Source organism: Streptomyces sp. NPDC006624 (genome assembly GCF_040611555.1).
Lineage (GTDB): Bacteria > Actinomycetota > Actinomycetes > Streptomycetales > Streptomycetaceae > Streptomyces.
Window position 1 is genome coordinate 206,449 of record NZ_JBEXOM010000007.1, and the last position, 17,787, is coordinate 224,235.

13 protein-coding genes and 1 tRNA gene are annotated in these 17,787 nt (G+C 73.7%); 6 read left to right on the forward strand and 8 right to left on the reverse strand.

From position 1 onward, the window contains the following. Positions 1–325 precede the first annotated feature (325 nt). Positions 326–1,789, reverse strand: coding sequence for an aminopeptidase P family protein (locus tag ABZY20_RS16135; RefSeq protein ID WP_356442031.1), 1,464 nt, complete (start codon positions 1,787–1,789; stop codon positions 326–328). Between the two features lie 85 nt (positions 1,790–1,874). Continuing rightward, positions 1,875–3,386 carry a PP2C family protein-serine/threonine phosphatase gene (locus ABZY20_RS16140; protein ID WP_356442033.1) on the reverse strand — a complete coding sequence of 504 codons (1,512 nt, stop codon included), beginning with the start codon at positions 3,384–3,386 and terminating at the stop codon, positions 1,875–1,877. A 500-nt stretch (positions 3,387–3,886) separates the two neighbouring features. On the opposite strand from ABZY20_RS16140, the gene ABZY20_RS16145 reads away from it, so the two are divergent. Both ABZY20_RS16145 and ABZY20_RS16150 read left to right on the forward strand, forming a co-directional pair. Continuing rightward, positions 3,887–4,552 (forward strand): bifunctional DNA primase/polymerase, encoded by a 666-nt coding sequence (locus ABZY20_RS16145; RefSeq protein WP_356442035.1) that lies wholly within the window; start codon positions 3,887–3,889, stop codon positions 4,550–4,552. A 202-nt stretch (positions 4,553–4,754) separates the two neighbouring features. Next, the gene (locus ABZY20_RS16150; protein ID WP_356442037.1) at positions 4,755–5,291 is read left to right on the forward strand and encodes a hypothetical protein; all 537 of its coding nucleotides are present in this window, start codon (positions 4,755–4,757) and stop codon (positions 5,289–5,291) included. Positions 5,292–5,546: 255 nt separating this feature from the next. Here ABZY20_RS16150 and ABZY20_RS16155 read toward each other — a convergent pair whose 3' ends face one another. From ABZY20_RS16155 to ABZY20_RS16165, 3 genes are all read right to left on the reverse strand, one after another. Continuing rightward, positions 5,547–6,536: a DUF5926 family protein gene (locus tag ABZY20_RS16155; protein ID WP_356442039.1), complete on the reverse strand. Its 990-nt coding sequence runs from the start codon at positions 6,534–6,536 to the stop codon at positions 5,547–5,549. Positions 6,537–6,646: 110 nt separating this feature from the next. Continuing rightward, a complete protein-coding gene (locus ABZY20_RS16160) occupies positions 6,647–7,198 on the reverse strand; it encodes an ATP-binding protein (protein ID WP_356442041.1) in 552 nt (183 codons plus the stop codon). A 253-nt stretch (positions 7,199–7,451) separates the two neighbouring features. Continuing rightward, positions 7,452–8,279 carry a glycerophosphodiester phosphodiesterase gene (locus ABZY20_RS16165; RefSeq protein WP_356442043.1) on the reverse strand — a complete coding sequence of 276 codons (828 nt, stop codon included), beginning with the start codon at positions 8,277–8,279 and terminating at the stop codon, positions 7,452–7,454. Positions 8,280–8,585: 306 nt separating this feature from the next. Between ABZY20_RS16165 and ABZY20_RS16170 the strand changes: the two genes are divergently transcribed. The 3 genes from ABZY20_RS16170 (at position 8,586) to ABZY20_RS16180 (ending at position 11,051) form a co-directional block, all read left to right on the forward strand. Further along, positions 8,586–10,022, forward strand: coding sequence for a trypsin-like peptidase domain-containing protein (locus ABZY20_RS16170; protein ID WP_356442045.1), 1,437 nt, complete (start codon positions 8,586–8,588; stop codon positions 10,020–10,022). Positions 10,023–10,085: 63 nt separating this feature from the next. After that, a tRNA-Ser gene (locus ABZY20_RS16175) sits at positions 10,086–10,172 on the forward strand. Positions 10,173–10,292: 120 nt separating this feature from the next. Further along, a complete protein-coding gene (locus tag ABZY20_RS16180) occupies positions 10,293–11,051 on the forward strand; it encodes a glycosyltransferase (protein ID WP_356442047.1) in 759 nt (252 codons plus the stop codon). A 15-nt stretch (positions 11,052–11,066) separates the two neighbouring features. Here the strand turns inward: ABZY20_RS16180 and ABZY20_RS16185 are convergent, their stop codons facing one another. Next, the gene (locus tag ABZY20_RS16185; protein ID WP_356442048.1) at positions 11,067–11,828 is read right to left on the reverse strand and encodes a PIG-L deacetylase family protein; all 762 of its coding nucleotides are present in this window, start codon (positions 11,826–11,828) and stop codon (positions 11,067–11,069) included. A gap of 13 nt (positions 11,829–11,841) precedes the next feature. After that, entirely contained in the window at positions 11,842–12,051 is a 210-nt protein-coding gene (locus ABZY20_RS16190; RefSeq protein WP_356442050.1) for a ferredoxin, read from the reverse strand. Between the two features lie 429 nt (positions 12,052–12,480). Between ABZY20_RS16190 and ABZY20_RS16195 the strand changes: the two genes are divergently transcribed. After that, complete coding sequence (locus ABZY20_RS16195; protein WP_356442052.1) at positions 12,481–16,980, forward strand: hypothetical protein; 4,500 nt, start codon at positions 12,481–12,483, stop codon at positions 16,978–16,980. Between the two features lie 181 nt (positions 16,981–17,161). Here ABZY20_RS16195 and ABZY20_RS16200 read toward each other — a convergent pair whose 3' ends face one another. Then, entirely contained in the window at positions 17,162–17,734 is a 573-nt protein-coding gene (locus ABZY20_RS16200) for a GNAT family N-acetyltransferase (protein WP_356442054.1), read from the reverse strand. Between the last annotated feature and the right edge of the window lie 53 nt (positions 17,735–17,787).

Consider the following 17,787-nt stretch of genomic DNA (forward strand, 5'->3'; position numbering starts at 1 on the left):
CAACTCCCCTGCGATCGCGGTCCCATGAGGGACAACCACCGCTGGACCGGGCCCGAGGACGAGGCACTCGCACGGACCGGGGCGGCCGGTGCGCGAGGGGAGGCCAAGGACGGATTCCCGCCCGCCCGCCGGTGCCCTGACCGCCCTCACCGCGTCCCGGTCCCGGGGCTTCGGCGAGCCCGAGGCGCGCCTGGACGCCCTGCTCACGGTGATGTCCACCAGGGCAGCGGGCCGCTGCTCACCGGCGCCCTGTTCCCGGACGCCCTCGCGCGTCCGGGCGCGCGGGAGGCCGTACGGCCGGCCCCCGCGCACCCGCGGACCCCGCTCAGCCCGTGAGGGCGGCCATCCAGGCCTCGACCTCGTCGGACCGCCGCGGCAGCGCCGCGCTCAGGTTCCGGTTCCCGTCCTCGGTCACCAAAATGTCGTCCTCGATCCGCACCCCGATGCCCCGGTACTCCTCCGGCACCGTCAGATCGTCGGCCTGGAAGTACAGACCGGGCTCCACGGTCAGGCACATCCCCGGCTCGAGCACGCCGTCGACGTACGTCTCGACCCGCGCCGCCGCGCAGTCGTGGACGTCCATGCCGAGCATGTGCCCGGTGCCGTGCAGCGTCCAGCGCCGCTGCAGCCCCAGCTCCAGCACCCGCTCCACCGGGCCCTCGACGAGCCCCCACTCCACGAGCCGCTCGGCCAGCACCCGCTGCGCCGCGTCGTGGAAGTCGCGGTACTTCGCGCCCGGCTTCACCGCCGCGATCCCGGCCTCCTGGGCCTCGTACACGGCGTCGTAGATCTTCTTCTGGATCTCGCTGAAGCGTCCGTTGACCGGCAGCGTGCGTGTCACGTCGGCCGTGTAGTACGTGTGCGTCTCCACGCCCGCGTCGAGCAGCAGCAGGTCGCCGGAGCGCACCGGCCCGTCGTTGCGCACCCAGTGCAGCGTGCAGGCGTGCGGTCCGGCCGCGGCGATCGTGCCGTAGCCGACGTCGTTGCCCTCCACGCGTGCGCGCAGGAAGAACGTGCCCTCGATGTACCGCTCGGAGGTGGCCTGCGCCTTGTCGAGGACCTTCACCACGTCCTCGAAGCCGCGCACGGTCGAGTCGACGGCCTTCTGCAGCTCGCCGACCTCGAACGCGTCCTTGACCAGCCGCGCCTCGGAGAGGAAGACCCGCAGCTCCTCGTCGCGCTCGGCGGTGACCTTGTCGGTCAGCGCGGCCTCGATGCCGGCGTCGTACCCGCGCACGACCCGGACCGGGCCGGTGGCCTCGCGCAGCGCGGCGGGCAGCTCGCGCACGTCGGACGCGAGGATGCCGTACAGCTTCTCCGCCTCGGTGAGGGAGTGCCGGCGGCCGACCCACAGCTCGCCCTGGCCGTCCAGCCAGAACTCGCCGTTCTCCCGGTCGGACCGCGGCAGGAGGTAGATCGTCGCCTGGTGGCCGCCGTCCTTCGGCTCCATGACCAGGACGCCGTCCTCGGTCTGGTTGCCGGTGAGGTAGGCGTACTCGACGGAGGCGCGGAAGGGGTACTCGGTGTCGTTGGAGCGGGTCTTCAGGTTGCCCGCGGGGATCACCAGACGCTCGCCCGGGAAGCGCGCCGACAGCGCGGAGCGCCGCGCGGCCGTCTCGGCGGCCTGGGGGACGGGAGCGAGATCGCGCAGCTCGGTGTCGGCCCAGCCGCTCTTCATGTTCTCGGCCAGCTCGTCGGACACGCCGGGGTACAGTCCGTTCTTCCGCTGCTTGATCGGCTCTTCTTCGGCAGTCTCCGGGGTCTCCGAGAGATCCTCCGCCACGGTCATCCTCCTCGTTACGGCACTGGACCACCGTCCACTGTACGGCGGCGCGGGGAGGGGGTCCGGGCCGATGACGAGGAGCGAGGGAGCGTTATTCGAAGCGCGCCGCGAGCAGCACCACGTCCTCGGTGCCGCCGGCCGCGTCCAGCCCGTCCGGCAGCACGTTGCGCAGGACGTGGTCGGCGATCGCGCCCGGGTCGCCGCGCAGCGCCCGGGGCACTCCGGCCGCCGCGGCGTGCAGCCGGGCGAAGGCCCGGTCGGTGGCCTCGCCGGTGCGGTGCAGCAGTCCGTCGGTGTACAGCAGAACCGTCTCTCCCGGTTCGGCCAGGATCTCCACGCTCGGCGCCTCCCAGCAGGCGAGCATGCCCAGCGGGGCGGAGACGGACGTCTCCAGGTACTCCGTGCGGCGCTGGCCGATGAGCAGCGGCGGGCTGTGCCCGGCACCGGCCAGCGTGATCTTGCGGGCGGACGGTTCGCAGTAGCCGAACAGGGCGGTGGCCGAGCGGGCCGGCTCGGTCAGCCGCATCAGCAGCTCCAGGTCGGACAGGACGGCGACCGGGTCCTCCCCCTCCATGACGGCGTACGCCCGCAGCGACGCCCGGAGCCGGCCCATCGCGGCGACCGCGCTGGGCCCCGACCCGGTGACGGAGCCGACGGCGAGACCGAGGGCGGCGTCGGGCAGCGGCAGCGCGTCGTACCAGTCGCCGCCGCCGTGCGGTCCGGTGCGGTGCCGGGCGGCGAGCTGGACGCCGGCCACCCGGGGCAGCCGCGCGGGCAGCAGTTCGTCCGACATGGTCGCCATGGCCGTGCGCGTGCGCTCCAGTTCCAGGAGCCGACCGAGGTGCTCGGCGGCGTAGCGCGTGTACAGACCGGCGAGGTGGCGCCGGCGCTCGGTCGGCTCGGCGGGCTCGTCGTAGAGCCACACGGCGGCGCCGAGGCGGCCGGCGGACTCGGTGGACAGGGGCAGGGCGTAGCTGGCGGCGTAGCGCAGGCGGGCGGCGACCTCGCGGTGGCGGGGGTCGAGCGCGTCCCCGGCGAACAGGTCGGGCTCGGCGATGCCGTCCTCGGCGCCGGGCAGTCCGTCGAGGATGCGGCCGTGGGACAGGGCGCTGCGCGGCACCGTCTCGATGTGGCCGAGGTCGGCGCGGGCCAGGCCCAGTCCGATGGTGGTGTCCGGGCCGAGGCCGTCGCCCGGTTCCAGGACGACGAGGCCGCGCTGGGCGCCCACGAGGGCGGCACCGGCCCGCAGCATCTCCTGGAGCGCCTCGTCGAGCCCGGCCGTGCGGGCCAGGCGTTCGGTCAGCTCGTGGAGGGTGGTGAGGTCGGAGACCCAGCCGGCGAGACGGTCCTGCAGCACCGCGCCGGGTGGGGCGGGAGGGTTTGCGGGGGTGGCCGGTGAGGTACCCGCGACTGGCGCGACAGTGTGTGCGGGTGCGGGAACCGTTGAATCGATTCCAGCCACTTTCGGAGGGTGCGGAGCGTTCATGGCGTCCGGCCTTCCGACCGGCGCGTACTGCCCAAAAGCATCGCAAACCCCCATGTCATTCTGCGCCGCCAGCAGTGTCTCCACATGTACACGCACTCGTGAGGAGATGTCCAGCATTGTCCTGTCGGTATTCCTGGTGTCCGTGAGGTTCGAAGGAACTGTTCTCCTTCCTCTTGCGGAAAAGCCAAGTTGGCTGAAAACTGCCGCAGGGGAGGGCTTATTGCGGTCGACTGGGCTTGCTCGACGGAGCGTCACAACGGTCGTGATGGGTACGTACTCGGTGAAGGCCAGGGGTGGTTGGGAAGCACCCGGAACCTGGTGACGGAACCGGGCGTCCTATCCACCGACGACCGTGCCCCATCCTCCCGCGGCGGAGGCGGAGAGAAATACGCGCGACGGCAAACGCCACACTTCGCCACCCCTACGCCAGCCCGTGATTTTGATACGCAGTACGAACGGGACGGCCGCGGAGGCAGCCCATGCTCGACCCATAGGGGTTCCCCTTGCCTGGGGCAGGGGTGTGATGCGCCAACAGGTACGCACAGTGAAGTGATCGACACATGTTGTGATGTGGACCACGGTGTTGCCAGGCGTGCAACGGAAAGGAACGAGCGCTCATGCGCGAGATCCTCGGAAGGCGACGCAGGCTCCTGTCCCGGCGCAGTGACGGGAGGCCTGAGCTGATCGGCGCGGCCCTGACCTACGCGACTCAATGGCAGTGGCCCGTACTCCCGGGCGTGGCGGCGGACCCGCAGGGGCTGAGCCGGTGCTCGTGCCCCGACCCCGAGTGCACGGTGCCCGGTGCGCACCCCTTCGACCCAGGCCTCCTCGCGGCCACGACCGACGACCGCATGATCCGCTGGTGGTGGGGCAATCGGCCCACGGCCCCGATCGTCCTGGCCACCGGCGGCAAGGCGCCCTGCGCGGTCTCGCTGCCCGCGCAGCCGGCCGCCCGCGCCCTGGAGGCGCTCGACCGTCTCGGCATGCGGCTCGGCCCGGTCGTCGCCTCCCCCGCGCGGTGGGCGATCCTCGTGAAGCCGTACTCGATGGAGCAGCTCGGTGAGCTGCTCTACGCCAAGGACTTCGTGCCCGGCTCCCTCCGGTTCCACGGCGAGGGCGGCTACCTCGCCCTGCCGCCGTCCGAGACGGGCCGGGGCGAGATCCGCTGGGAGCGTGCGCCGCTGCCCGGCTCCGCCTCTCCGTGGGTGCCGGATGTCGAGGCCGTGGTGGACGCGGTGGTCGACGTCCTCACTCGTACGGGTGTGAGCGCGCCCGAGTTCTAGGGCCGTCGGGCGCGCCGAGCGCCCCGCCCACCGCGGCGCGTTATGTTCCGGGGCCATGCCGCGACATGCCCGGGGGCGCTCCCGGGACCCCCGAAAGGCCCGACTTCTCGTCCTCGCGGGTGTGGTGACGGCCTGCGCGGTCGCGCTGCCCTGGGCGGTGACGGCCGCCGGGTCCGCGGGACCCGGAGGTGTCGTGGACGCGATGAGCGGAACCTCGGTCGCCGGCGCGGAGCGAGGGGGCCCGCCGCAACGCGCGGACCGTCCGGGGCGGGACGGGATGCCGGCGCCGGACGGCTCGCCGGGGTCCGCCGGCCCGCCTCCCTCCGCGCCCGCCGACGACGGGAAGCCGCCCTCGCCCCTGCCCGGCCTCACGGTGCTCGGCGAGGGCCTGTCGACCGCCGTGCGCTGCGGTCCGGAACTCTCCTCCCCCGACGGCATCGAGGCGCAGACCTGCGTCGTGACACAGGGTGCGCAGACCTGGGCGCGCACCTACTTCCGCAACGCGACCGGCGAGGCGCTGGACGCCGTGCTCACCTCGATGGGACCGCACGAGCGGACTGTCCGGATGACGTGTGCGGTTAGCGCGCAGGACGAGCCGGGGATCTGCGAGACGCCCCGGGAGCCCGCGCGGGGCGGACCGGCGGCGTACTCGGCGGTGGCGGAGTTCGCCCGGCGGGCCGGTCAGGGACCGCTGCTGTTGCGCTCGGGGAGCAACTCCCGTGCATCAAAGGGAAGTTGAACCGAAGCCGCGTTCCGTCAACGGTCGTGCCCGGGAGATGTCCCGGTGGCCGGCGCATGAGAAGACCCGGTTGCTGGCGACGGGGGATGCACCAGCAACCGGGCTACAGGAACGGTAACAAGAGATCGGCGGTTCGCAAATTCGAACTCGCCCTTTCAGTCACCGACTGGCTTGTCTGCAACGGGAGTTGTGACGTCTCAGGGCGCGGGGGACCGGCCGGGCGGGGCGCCGTCCGGCCGGGTCCCGGGGCGCGCGTCAGCTCAGCGTGACCTGCCGGTTGGTGAGGCCGCCGCGCGCCCGGCGCTCGTCGACCGTGAGCGGCGCGTCTGTGGCCAGCGCGGTCGCGAGGCGCTCGGCGAACTCCGCCGCCGGCTTCTCCACGTCCTGCGCCGACATCCCGCTCGGCAGGTCCCAGACCGGCACCGTGAGCCCGTGGGCGCGGAAGGAACCGACCAGGCGCGTGCCCTCGCCGAGGCTCGAACGGCCCGCCGCGTGCAGCCGCGCGAGAGCGTCCAGAAGCTGCTCCTCCGGGTGGGGCATGACCCAGCGCAGGTGGTTCTTCTCCGGCGTCTCGCACCAGTACGCGGCGTCCACGCCCTGGAGCTTGACGGTCGGGATGGCCGCGGCGTTGGCCCGCTCCAGGGAGGCGGTCACCTCCGGCGTGGCGTTCTCCGGGTCCGGGACCCAGAACTCGAAACCGCTGTGCACTTCTGGCTCGAAGGCGCCCTTCGGGTCGAGCAGATCCTGCAGTCGCGGGCCGTCGGCCGGGGCGCGGCGGCCCTGGACGGGCGAGCCGGGCGCTGCTTCGAGGGCGCGCAGCAGGGTGTCGGCCAGGTCGCGGCTGATGTCGCCGGAGGAGGTGTCGTTCTGCAGGCCGAGCAGGACCGAGCCGTCGTCGCGGCGCAGGGCGGGCCAGGCCATCGGGAGCACCGTGGCCAGCGTGACCGCGGGGACGCCTTCGGGGAGGCCGTCCTTGAGGGGCAGCGCGACCGTGGCCGCGGGGACCAGCTCGCGCAGGGCCACCCAGTCGCACTCGCCGGGCAGGCCCTCGAAGGGGCGGTGCACCAGCTCGGTGACAGCGTGGGCGGCGGCCCGGCCGTGACAGGCCTTGTAGCGGCGGCCGCTGCCGCAGGGGCAGGGCTCGCGGGCGCCGACGACCGGAACCTCTCCCTTGGCGCCTGCGGCGCTGGCCCCGCCGGTGGTCTGCGGGCGCTTGGCCTTCGTCTGGGGTCGCTTCTTGGCCATCGGTGGGTCTCCCGGTTACGGCTCGGCTCGTACGGTCGCGAGCCTAGCCGTTCGGGCCCCGGGCGACGGGGTCCTGTGGACAACGCCCGTACCAGCGCGGCGTACGGCGCTCAGTCCATGTCGTCGAAGGCGTCCGCGAAGTCGAGCCCGGGTATCTGCGACACGGCCGGTGCGGTGACGCGCGTGGCGAAGTCGTCGCGGCGGTGGCCCGCGTCCGGGTCGTGCACGTCGTCGTGGACGACGACCCACACCGTGACCTCGCCGCAGATGTCGTCCCGCACGCCCCAGTCGTCGGCGAGCGCGGTGATGATGTTCAGCCCGCGGCCGCCGTGCGCCGTGACGGACGGGGTCGCGGGGGCGGGGCGGGTCGGGCCGCCGCCGTCCGTGACCTCGACGATGAGCCGTCCGGCCGGGTCCACGCGCCAGGCGGCCCGGACGGCACCGTCACCGGAGAGGGCTCCGTCCAGTGGTCTGCCGTGCTTGCACGCGTTGCTCAGCAGTTCGGAAAGGATCAGTACGGCGTCGTCGATGACCGATTCCGCCACCCCGCCCGTGCGCAGCTGCGTGCGCATACGGTGCCGCGCCTCCCCCACGCCCGCAGGGCCATGGGGTACGGCCATGCTCGACGACGTGGGCACTTCCTGTGCCACCACCAACGCCACCCCCGAGACCTCCTTCGCCCCACGCCACGGTGTGGATGCCCCATTGGCCTGTACCGGAAACCGGCCAATCCCGGTCCGGTGGCGCGTCACCACGACCGGACACGGACCGCACGCCCGGAGCACCTCTGTGATCGTGTGGCTGAATTTCTACGGTGTGGCCGAGACGTGAGGATCCCGTCCGGGGCGGTGCGGGGTCAAGAGGTGTGCGTGGGTCTGGTGTGACTTGTGTGGTTGATCATGGTGGGCATCCCGGTCATCGGCCCAGCTGGTCCAGCACCGCGCGCGGGCGGTTGGTGATGATGGCGTCGACCCCCAGGGCGACGCAGAGCTCCACGTCCTTCGGCTCGTTCACGGTCCACACGTGCACCTGGTGGCCCGCGTCCTTCAGGCGCGTGATGTACGCGGGGTGGTTGCGCACGATGCGGACGGAAGGGCCCGCGATCCGCACGCCCAGGGGCAGCCGCCCGTCCCGCAGCCGCGGTGAGACGAACTGCGTGAGGTAGACCGTCGGCAGGGTCGGCGAGGCGGCACGCACGCGGTGCAGCGAACGGGCCGAGAAGCTCATGACCCGGACCTGTGACTCCTCGGGGGCGGCCGGGGCGTCGAGCCCGAACCGCTTCAGCAGGGCCAGCAGCCGTTCCTCGACCTGCCCGGCCCAGCGGGTGGGGTGCTTGGTCTCGACGGCCAGCTCCACCCGGCGTCCGGCGTCGGAGACGAGCTCGAGCAGCTTCTCCAGGGTCAGCACCGAGGTCGCCTCGCGGTCCTCCGGGCGGTGCTCCCAGTCGGGGTCCTCGTCGCGCTTGCGGTAGGCCTCGCCCGTCTTCCAGGAGCCGAAGTCCAGGGCGGCGAGATCGGCCAGCTCCAGGGCGGAGACCGCGCCGCGGCCGTTGGACGTACGGTTGACGCGGCGGTCGTGCACGCACACCAGGTGGCCGTCGGCGGTCAGGCGCACATCGCACTCGAGGGCGTCCGCGCCGTCCTCGATCGCCTTGGTGTACGCGGCCAGGGTGTGCTCCGGGGCCTCCTCGGAGGCTCCTCGGTGGGCGACGACTTGAATCACATGCTGCCGTGCGTGGGTCACCGCGTCATGGTGCCACCGAGTGCGGGTACGCGTCCGGTGGGACGGACCGGCGGTCGCGCGGCTCCGGACGGGGGCGTAGGAATTGCGCCCTTTTCTCTGGTAATGACCTATATAAAGAATGGCCCCGGACCCACAGCCACCGCTTATGGTGCTCTGACGGCCCGTGGGAAAAGCTTGACGGCATACAAAGGGACAAGCACAGCCGTATCGCGCCGGTCCTGTCGGCCGGCGCGAGAGGTCGACCAGCGTGACCGGCGTGACCGAGTGCGACCCAGGAAAGACAGCCGTGGATCGAGGAGTGAAGCTGTGAGCACCGAGAACGAGGGCACCGCGGTACCCCAGGCCCCGTCCGCACCCCCCGTGCCGGTGGACGCTCCCGCTGCTCCGGCGCCCCAGGGGCCGTACGGACAGGACGCGCAAGGGCAGGACCCCCGCGCCCAGGGGCAGACCCCCCACGGGCAGGGCACCCCCGGCGACGCCGGTCAGCAGGGCGGCGTCTCCTCCTCCGCCCCGGACCCCTCCTGGCCCCCGCCCCCGCCGCCCACCGCCCCCTACGGCGACGGCGGTTCCGGTTCCGGCGCGGGCGGCTGGGGCTCCTCGTACCAGCAGCCGGCGCCGAAGTCCGGTCGCGGGCGCGGTGGGGTGGCCGCCGCGATCCTGGTGGCCGCGCTGGTCGCGGGCGGTCTGGGCGGCGGCCTCGGCTACACGCTGGCCAAGAACAACGACGAGAACACCGGCTCGACGACGGTCTCCGCCTCCACCAGCGGCGGCGACGTCAAGCGCGACCCGGGCACGGTCGCCGGCGTGGCCGCCAAGGCGCTGCCGAGCACGGTCACCATCCAGGCCGAGGGCAGCAGCGGCGAGGGCGGCACGGGCACGGGCTTCGTCTTCGACAAGCAGGGCCACATCGTGACCAACAACCACGTGGTGGCGGACGCGGTCGACGGCGGCAAGCTCACGGCGACGTTCCCCAACGGCAAGAAGTACGACGCCGAGGTGATCGGAAACGCCCAGGGCTACGACGTGGCGGTCATCAAGCTCAAGGACGCCCCGGCGGACCTGAAGCCCCTCACCCTGGGCGACTCGGACAAGGTGGCCGTCGGCGACGCGACCATCGCGATCGGCGCGCCCTTCGGCCTGTCCGACACGGTGACGACGGGCATCATCAGCGCCAAGAACCGCCCGGTCGCCTCCAGCGACGGCAGCGGCAGCCAGGCGTCGTACATGTCCGCGCTGCAGACCGACGCCTCGATCAACCCGGGCAACTCCGGCGGTCCGCTGCTGGACGGGCAGGGCAACGTCATCGGCATCAACTCCGCGATCCAGTCCACCGGCAACGGCGGCTTCGGCACGGGCCAGTCCGGCTCGATCGGCCTGGGCTTCGCCATCCCGATCAACCAGGCCGAGTACGTCGCCCAGGAGCTGATCAAGACCGGCAAGCCGGTGTACGCCAAGATCGGCGCGTCCGTCTCCCTGGACGACAGCTCCGACGGCGCGCAGATCACCGACCAGGGCGCGGGTGGCGCGGCACCGGTCGAGCCGGGCGGCCCCGCCGCCAAGGCCGGCCTCAAGCCCGGCGACGTCATCACCAAGCTCGACGACCGCGTGATCGACTCCGGTCCCACGCTGATCGGCGAGATCTGGACCCACAAGCCCGGCGACAAGGTCACGATCACCTACGAGCGGGACGGCAAGCAGCGGACGGTCGACGTCACGCTCGGCTCCCGCGTCGGCGACAACTGACCCCCACCGGCGCGCACCGACCCGTTACCCTTGTCCCCGCGCCGCCGATCACGGCCGGCGCGGGGAGGCGTGCCCGAGCGGCCGAAGGGAACGGTCTTGAAAACCGTCGTGGCAGCGATGTCACCGTGGGTTCAAATCCCACCGCCTCCGCTTGACGAGCGGTGTGAGCAGTGAGAACGGCCCCTGACCGGACATCGGTCGGGGGTCGTTGCCGTGTCCGGTCCCGGTGAGCCGGGCAGGCCGTGTCCGGAGAGGTGGTGAGTCCCCGTCGTGAAGCGGCGCATCGTCGTCGTCACGGCCGTCCACGGTCCCCATGCCCCCTTCCTGAAGGACGCCTACGCGTCCCTGGGGGCGCAGTGGTTACCCCAGGGGTGGGAGTGGCACTGGGTGATACGCGAGGACGGGGAGGGCGGGGACGTCCGGCCGTATGTGCCCGACGATCCCCGGGTGACGTTCCGGCAGGGGCGGGGCGGAGGGCCCGGGGTCGTCCGGACCCTGGCGCTCGCCCACGCCGAGGGGGCGTACGTGAAGTGCCTCGACGCGGACGACCAGCTCGCGCCGGGGGTGCTGGCCCGGGACCTGGCCGTGCTGGAAAGGGACCCCGGCCTCGGGTGGGTGACGTCCCGGGTGCTGGATCTGATGCCCGACGGGTCGACCGCCGGGTTTCCGGGGGATCCCGAGGAAGGGGTGATCGAGCGGGGGGCCGTGCTCGATCGCTGGAAGGCCGACGGCTACCTGCTCCCGGTGCATCCCGCCTCGCTGTGCGTGCGGCGTGAGTTACTGCTCGCCCTCGGCGGGTGGATGGCGCTGCCCGCGTCCGAGGACACCGGGCTGCTGCTCGCCCTGAACGCCGTGAGCCGCGGGTGGTTCTCGTCGGACGTGGGGCTGCTCTACCGGAAGTGGGAGGGGCAGGTCACCGGGCAGGCCGCTCATCGGGAGCGGCGGGAGCGGGAGGCCCGGATGGCCGTGGTGGAGGCCAGGGCGCGTGCGCTGGCCGGGCTGCGGTGGGGTGTGGCCGAGGGGAGCTGAGCGTGGGCGGCCGGGTTACGGCAGGAGTGCCGTCTGTGGTGGGCGCGTGGTCAGCGGGTCGAGGCGGGTGTACCACTCCGTGCCGAGCAGGCGCCGCCGTTCGGCGGCCGGGAGCGCGGCGATCAGGCCCGGGGCCGCTCCCCGTGCCACCTCCGTGCGGTGGGCCAGGATCGCGGCGGTCTTCCGGTCCAGCCAGGGCGTGACGTCGACCGTGGCGGTGATCCGCTCGTCGGGGACCGTGCGCAGCGCCTTGCCGGTGAGGGCCAGGTGCCCGCCCCACGCGCGGACCGCCGTGTGCGGATGCGTGGCCAGGTACAGGGCGCTCGGCTGCCAAGGGGAGCCGGCGTCCGGGTGGAGTCGTTCGAGCCCGGCCGCGTGCACCGCGAGCAGGGTCGCGCGGTGGGTGCGGACGTGGTCCTCGTGCCCGGTGAGGCCGCCGTACGCGTCATGGGTGACCACGATCTCCGGGCGGAACTCCCGCAGGTGCGCGACCAGTTCGCCCACCGTCTCGTCGAGCGGCACGTCACACAGGCGCGCCCGGCCCGGTGCCGAGTGCGGGACGCGGGAGTCGGCGTGGCCGAGCAGCCGCGGTGCGCCGGCGCCGAGGAGGCGGAGCGCCTCGGCCAGTTCCGCCGCGCGCGGGCTGTCCGGCGCCCAGGTCGCCGTGACGACCGCCGTGCGGGCGCCCGCCGCCGCGTGCCGCGCGAGGACACCGCCCGCCATGAGGGACTCGTCGTCGGGATGGGCGAAGACCGCGAGCAGGCTGGGGACGCTCATCCGTCCGGCCCCGCTACGGCCGGCCGTGCGACGGCGTCCCGGTGAGGCGGATCGCCTGGCTCGGGCACTTCTCCGCCGCCTCCAGGACCTCCGGGTCGTCGCCCGCCTGCTCCCGTCCCGGGCGGACGAGGCCGAACCCGTCGACGAACTCGAAGACCGCCGGGACCCGGTGCACGCACTCGGCGGAGCCGTAGCAGAGATCGCGGTCGACCGAGACCTTCATGTCCCTCTTCCCCTCCGGTGGGCGTCGTGAGCCGTGGGCATCAGGGGTTCACTGCCCAGCGCGCCACCGGCTGAACCGGCCGTGGGCGACGGTCGAGTGCTCGGGGAGCGGTGTCGGGCGGGTCACCCGGAAACGGCTGACAACCACCGGTGAAGGCGGGTCCGCAGGGTCGGAGCGCACGGGCCGCCGGAAGGGATCACCACGTCGTCCGGCACCGGTCCCTCCCCTCGTGGGGACCGGTGCCGGACGGTGGAACTGTGGTCGTCCGACGCGGATGAAAGCTGACCGGATGGGTGCGTTGCTGGGTCTGGATCCTGCCATTTCCGGCCGTGGACGAGGAGGTTCCGGGGCTGCGCCGAGGGCATTACCGCAGGTCAGATGTATAGAGTGAGTTTTCCGGTCCGGACGCCCAGGTGTCACAAGTGAGGAGTGGAGACCTTGAGTTCCGACTCGGGGCCACGCACCGCCTTCGCGGAACGCCTCGCACTGCTGTACAAGGAAGCCGGCAACCCTCCACTCAAACGCGTGTCCGAATCGGTCGTGCGGCTGCAGCGCGTCGACGAACGCGGGCGGCCCGTACGGGTGTCCGCCCAGCGCATCAGCGACTGGCGGCGGGCCCGCAACGTGCCCGCCCAGTTCACCGCGCTCGCGGCGGTGCTCCACGTACTCATCCCGGAGGCGCGCCGCGCGCGGCCCTCGCCGGTGTCACCGGGGCTGTACGACCTCGGGCAGTGGCAGCGGCTGTGGGAGGCCGCGGTGGCCGACCCGGTCGGCGAGCGTTCCGCCGGGTCCGCCACGCCCGCCGCGGAGGAACGGCCCGGCGCCGAGGGCGCGCCCGGCGGGGTGTGCCCGTACCGGGGACTGGCCTCCTACCGCCGGGAGGACGCCCGGTGGTTCTTCGGCCGGGAGCGCAGCACGGACTCGCTGGTCGCCCAGCTCGAGGCGGTGGCGGACACGGGCGGTCTGGTCATGCTCGTTGGCGCGTCGGGCGCGGGGAAGTCCTCCCTGCTGAACGCCGGGCTGGTCCCCGCGCTGCGGGCCGGGGCGCTGGGCGGGCACCGGTCCGGCGGCGGTGACCAGGGAACCGGGGACTCCGGCGACGCGGGTGGCCGGGGCCGTGCCGCCGACGGTTCTGACCGTCCTGGTCATCCGGGGCCCGGTCATGGCCGTCCCGGTTACGGCGGTCCCGGTTATCCCGGCCCCGGTCATTCCGGCTCCGGTCATTCCGGCCCCGGTCGCGACGGTCCCGGTCACGGCGACCCCGGTCACTCTGGTCCCGGCGGTCCCGGCGGTCCCGGCGGTCCCGGCCAGGGTGGCCGGAGCCGTGCCGCAGAAGAGCAGGCCGGAGACCGCGGTGGCGGGGGCGGTGGTCCGGCGCGGGAGGTCGTGCAACTCGTCCCGGGCAGTGACCCGCTGGCGGAACTCGGGCGGAGCATCCCCGAGCTGGCACCCCTCCTCGCCCCCGCTTCGACGGCATCCGAGGCGTCCGAGGCATCCGAGGCGTCTGAATCCCCCGCAGGGGAACCCCCCACACGCACTCCCCCCAGCTCCCTCCCGGAGGGCCCCGCGACGGCCCCCGAACCGACCCCCGCGACAGCCCTCGCCCCCACCACAGCGGCCCCCACCACAGCGGCCCCCACGTCAACCGCCCTCACCGCAACCGCCCCCGCCCTGCCCGCCCTCCCCTTCCCCGACGCCGTCCGCGCCGCGGTCGACGCCTGGGTCCGGCGGACCGCTCCCTCCGGTGCCCGGCCGGTCGTCATCGTCGACCAGTTCGAGGAGACCTTCACCCTCTGCCCGGACGAGGCGGACCGCCGCACCTTCGTCCAGGCCCTGCACGCCGCCTGTTCACCGGCCGCCCCCGGCGAGCCGCCCGCGGCCGTCGTGGTCCTCGGCATACGGGCCGACTTCTACGACCAGTGCCTGCGCTACCCGGAACTGGCCGACGCGCTCCAGCACCGGCACATGGTGCTCGGGCCGCTCACCACCGCGGAGCTGCGCGAGGCGGTGACCGGTCCGGCCAAGGCCGTCGGGCTGGAGCTGGAGCCGGGGCTGGCCGAGCTGATCGTCCGGGAGGTCAGTGCCGACCGGCCGCGCGGGGCGCACGGCGCGGGCGTGCTGCCGCTGCTGTCGCACGCCCTGCTCGCCACCTGGCAGCGCAGGAAGGCGGGCCGGCTGACGCTGGCCGGATACCGCGCGGCCGGCGGGATCCAGGGCGCGGTCGCGGCGACCGCCGAACGGGCCTGGTCCGGCCTGGACCCGGCGGCCCGCACGGCGGCCCGGCTGCTCCTGCTCCGTCTCGTCCGGCTCGGCGAGGACACCCAGGCCACGCGCCGCAGGGGGACCCGGCGCCAGCTGGCGCAGGAGTCGGCCGACCCCGGCAAGACCGAGGAGTCCCTGGAGGCCCTGGTCCGCGCCCGGCTGGTGACGCTCGACGCGGAGACGGTCGAGATCACCCACGAGGCGCTGCTGCACGCCTGGCCGCGGCTGCGCGACTGGATCGACGGGGATCGGCAGGGCAACCTGCTGCGCCAGCGCCTGGAGGAGGACGGCCGCGCCTGGGAGGAGTCGGACCGCGACACGTCCCTGCTCTACCGGGGCTCCCGGCTGGAACAGGCGCACACCTGGGCGAAGTCGGCCGGGAACACGTTCCTGACGCGGACCGCGGTGGAGTTCCTGGCCGCCTCGGTCCGGCTGCGCCGCCGCTTCATCTGGCTCAGCCGCAGCGCGGTGGCGGCCCTGGTGGTGCTGGCGGTGCTGGCCGTCGGCGCGGCGGTCATCGCCTGGAAGCAGCGGGACGACGCCGTGTTCGAGCAGGTGCTGGCCCAGGCCGACCGCGTCCAGGACACCGACCCGTCGCTGTCCGCGCAGCTCGACCTGGTCGCCCACCGGCTCCGGCCGGACGACGAGGGCGCCGACAGCCGGCTCATCTCCGTCGTGAACGCCCCGCTGGCCACTCCCCTCACCGGCCACACGGGCGCGGTGTACCTCACGACGTTCAGCCCGGACGGCAGGACCCTGGCCACCGCCAGCTACGACCGGACCGTACGGCTGTGGAACGTCGCCGACCCGAAGCGGCCCGAGCCCCTGGGCGAGCCGCTCACCGGCCACACCAGCTGGGTGAGCAGCGCGGTCTTCAGCCCCGGCGGGCGGACCCTGGCCAGTGCCTCCGACGACGGCACGATCCGGCTCTGGGACGTGACGCGGCCGGACCGCCCGCAGCCGTTGGCCAAGCCCCTGACCGGCCACGGGGGCACGATCTACCTGATCGCCTTCAGCCCCGACGGCCGCACGCTGGCCTCCGTGGGCGACGACCGGACCGTCCGGCTGTGGGACGTGGCCGATCCGCGCCGGCCGCGGGCCCTCGGCGATCCCCTGACCGGGCACACGGCGGCCGCGCGCTCGGTGGCGTTCAGCCCGGACGGCCGGACCCTGGCGGCGGGCGGCGACGACGGCACGGTCCGGCTGTGGGACGTGAGCGAGCCCGGGCGTCCCGAGCCGGTCGGCCGGCCGCTGACCGGGCACGGGGCCGTCGTGCACTCGGTGGCCTTCAGCCCCGACGGCAGGACGCTCGCCAGCGGCGGCGAGGACAACGCCGTGCGGCTGTGGAACATGGCCGATCCCCGCCGCCCGGCGCAGATCGGGGCGCCGCTCACCGGCCACACCGGCCCGATCTGGTCCGTGGCGTTCAGCCCCGACGGGGCCATGCTCGCCGCCGCCAGCGCGGACAGCACCGCGAGCCTGTGGAAGGTCGGCGACCCGGCCTACCCGTCGCAGGTCGGCGCGCCCCTCGCGGGCAGCAGCGGCGAGATGTACGCGCTCGGCTTCAGCCCGGACGGGCGCACCCTCGCCACCGGGACCGGCGACAACAAGGTCCGCCTGTGGGCGATGCCGACCTCGGACATGACCGGCCGGACCGGAGCGTTCCGCCGCGACGGGCGCCTGCTCGCGACGGCCGGGCGGGACGGCAGGATCCGGCTGTGGGACGTCCGCACGCCCACGCGGCCCGTGCGGGTCGGCGAGCCGTTCCGGCCGGGCGAGGCCGACGTGCGGTCCCTGGAGTTCTCCCCGGACGGCAACACCCTCGCGGTGGTGACCGGCGACCGGGCCGTGCAGCTGTGGAAGCTCACCGACCCGCGCCGCCCCGTCCCGCACGGATCGCCCGTGCCGCTGGGCATCCGCTACGCCGACCCGCTGGCGTTCAGCCCGGACGGCCGCGTCCTGGCCACCGCCCACGACGACCGCACCGTCCAACTGTGGGACATCGCCGACCCGTCCGGCCCGCGCCGCCTCGGCACGCCCCTCACCGGGCACAAGGGATACGTCAACCACCTGGTCTTCAGCCCCGACGGCCGCACGCTCGCCAGCGGCAGCGCGGACGGCACGATCCGGCTGTGGAACGTCACCGCCCCCGGGCGGGTCACCCTGATCGGCGAGCCGCTGCGGGGCCATCTCGGGGCGGTCAACTCCCTCGCCTTCCGCTCCGACGGCCGCACGCTGGCCAGCGCCGGCGACGACACCTCCGTCCGCCTGTGGGACATCGCCGATCCCGCCGAGGCGTCCGAGCGGGCGCGGCTGACCGGGCACACCGAGGCGGTCGTCTCGCTGACGTTCAGCCGGGACGGCCGCACCCTGGCGAGCGGCGGCAACGACAGCACGGTCCGGCTGTGGAACGTCTCCGACCCCGCGCGCGCCACCGCGATCGGCCCGTCGATGAGCCCGGGCGCCAAGACCGGCAACTTCCTCGCCTTCAGCCCCAGCAGCCACATGCTTGGGGTGTCCAGTGGCGCCGACACCATCCGGATCTGGGACCTGGACGTCGACCGGGCCGTGCGCCGGGTCTGCGCGCAGACCCGGGGCGTGCTGACGCCGGACACCTGGCGCGAGTACCTGCCGCGCCTGTCGTACGACCCGCCGTGCGGCACGTGAACGGACCCGTCCGCGGGCGGGCGCCAGTGATACGAGTCACAACAGCGGCTTCGTGACGGTCAGTCGGCTCACGGCGGGCAAGCGCTTGTTACCCTTGGCCATAGCTCGACCGCTGGTGCATCCCCCGTCGCCAGCGGTCGGGCCTTTTTTAGGCGCAGGTCGCAGGTCCAGCCGGCCCCGTTCAGCGCAGGTCCAGCCGCATGAGAACGCGGGGATGACCGGCCAGGACCGAGGCGGTCGCCGAGGCGCAGGTGAAGCCGGCCCGCTCGAAGTTCTTCCGCAGCCCGGCGTAGGCCATGGTCAGGTCGACTCGCGCGTCCCCGTTGTCCAGGGGGTACGCCTCGATCGCCGGAGCGCCGTGGTCCCGGGCGAAGGCGACGGCACCGGCGATGAGGGCGTGCGAGATCCCCCGCTTCCGGTGGCCCGGGCGCACCCGGACGCACCACAGCGACCAGACCGGCAGGTCGTCGACGTGCGGGATCGTGCGGTTGCGGGCGAAGGAGGTGTCCGCGCGCGGGGCGACGGCGGCCCAGCCGACGGGTTCGTCGCCGTCGTAGGCGAGCACGCCCGGGGGAGGGTCGGCGCGGCACAGCCCGGCGACGTACTCGCCGCGCGCCGGGCCGCGCAGGTCCCGGTTGAGCTTCGACGGGATGCGGTGGCTCAGGCACCAGCAGACGTTCGCATCCGGCGACTTCGGGCCGAGCACGGCACGCACGTCCGCGAAGTCCGTGGCCGGACGCACCTCGATGCTCATGCCCCCACGATGCCACGCGGCGTCCGGCGGTGCCCGGGGAGCGGCGACGCGGG

Bases quoted from the DNA above. Each gene is read 5' to 3' on its own strand.
- ABZY20_RS16135 (WP_356442031.1), bottom strand. From the start codon at position 1,789: ATGACCGTGGCGGAGGATCTCTCGGAGACCCCGGAGACTGCCGAAGAA.
- ABZY20_RS16140 (WP_356442033.1), bottom strand. From the start codon at position 3,386: ATGCTGGACATCTCCTCACGAGTGCGTGTACATGTGGAGACACTGCTG.
- ABZY20_RS16145 (WP_356442035.1), top strand. From the start codon at position 3,887: ATGCGCGAGATCCTCGGAAGGCGACGCAGGCTCCTGTCCCGGCGCAGT.
- ABZY20_RS16150 (WP_356442037.1), top strand. From the start codon at position 4,755: ATGAGCGGAACCTCGGTCGCCGGCGCGGAGCGAGGGGGCCCGCCGCAA.
- ABZY20_RS16155 (WP_356442039.1), bottom strand. From the start codon at position 6,536: ATGGCCAAGAAGCGACCCCAGACGAAGGCCAAGCGCCCGCAGACCACC.
- ABZY20_RS16185 (WP_356442048.1), bottom strand. From the start codon at position 11,828: ATGAGCGTCCCCAGCCTGCTCGCGGTCTTCGCCCATCCCGACGACGAG.
- ABZY20_RS16190 (WP_356442050.1), bottom strand. From the start codon at position 12,051: ATGAAGGTCTCGGTCGACCGCGATCTCTGCTACGGCTCCGCCGAGTGC.
- ABZY20_RS16200 (WP_356442054.1), bottom strand. From the start codon at position 17,734: ATGAGCATCGAGGTGCGTCCGGCCACGGACTTCGCGGACGTGCGTGCC.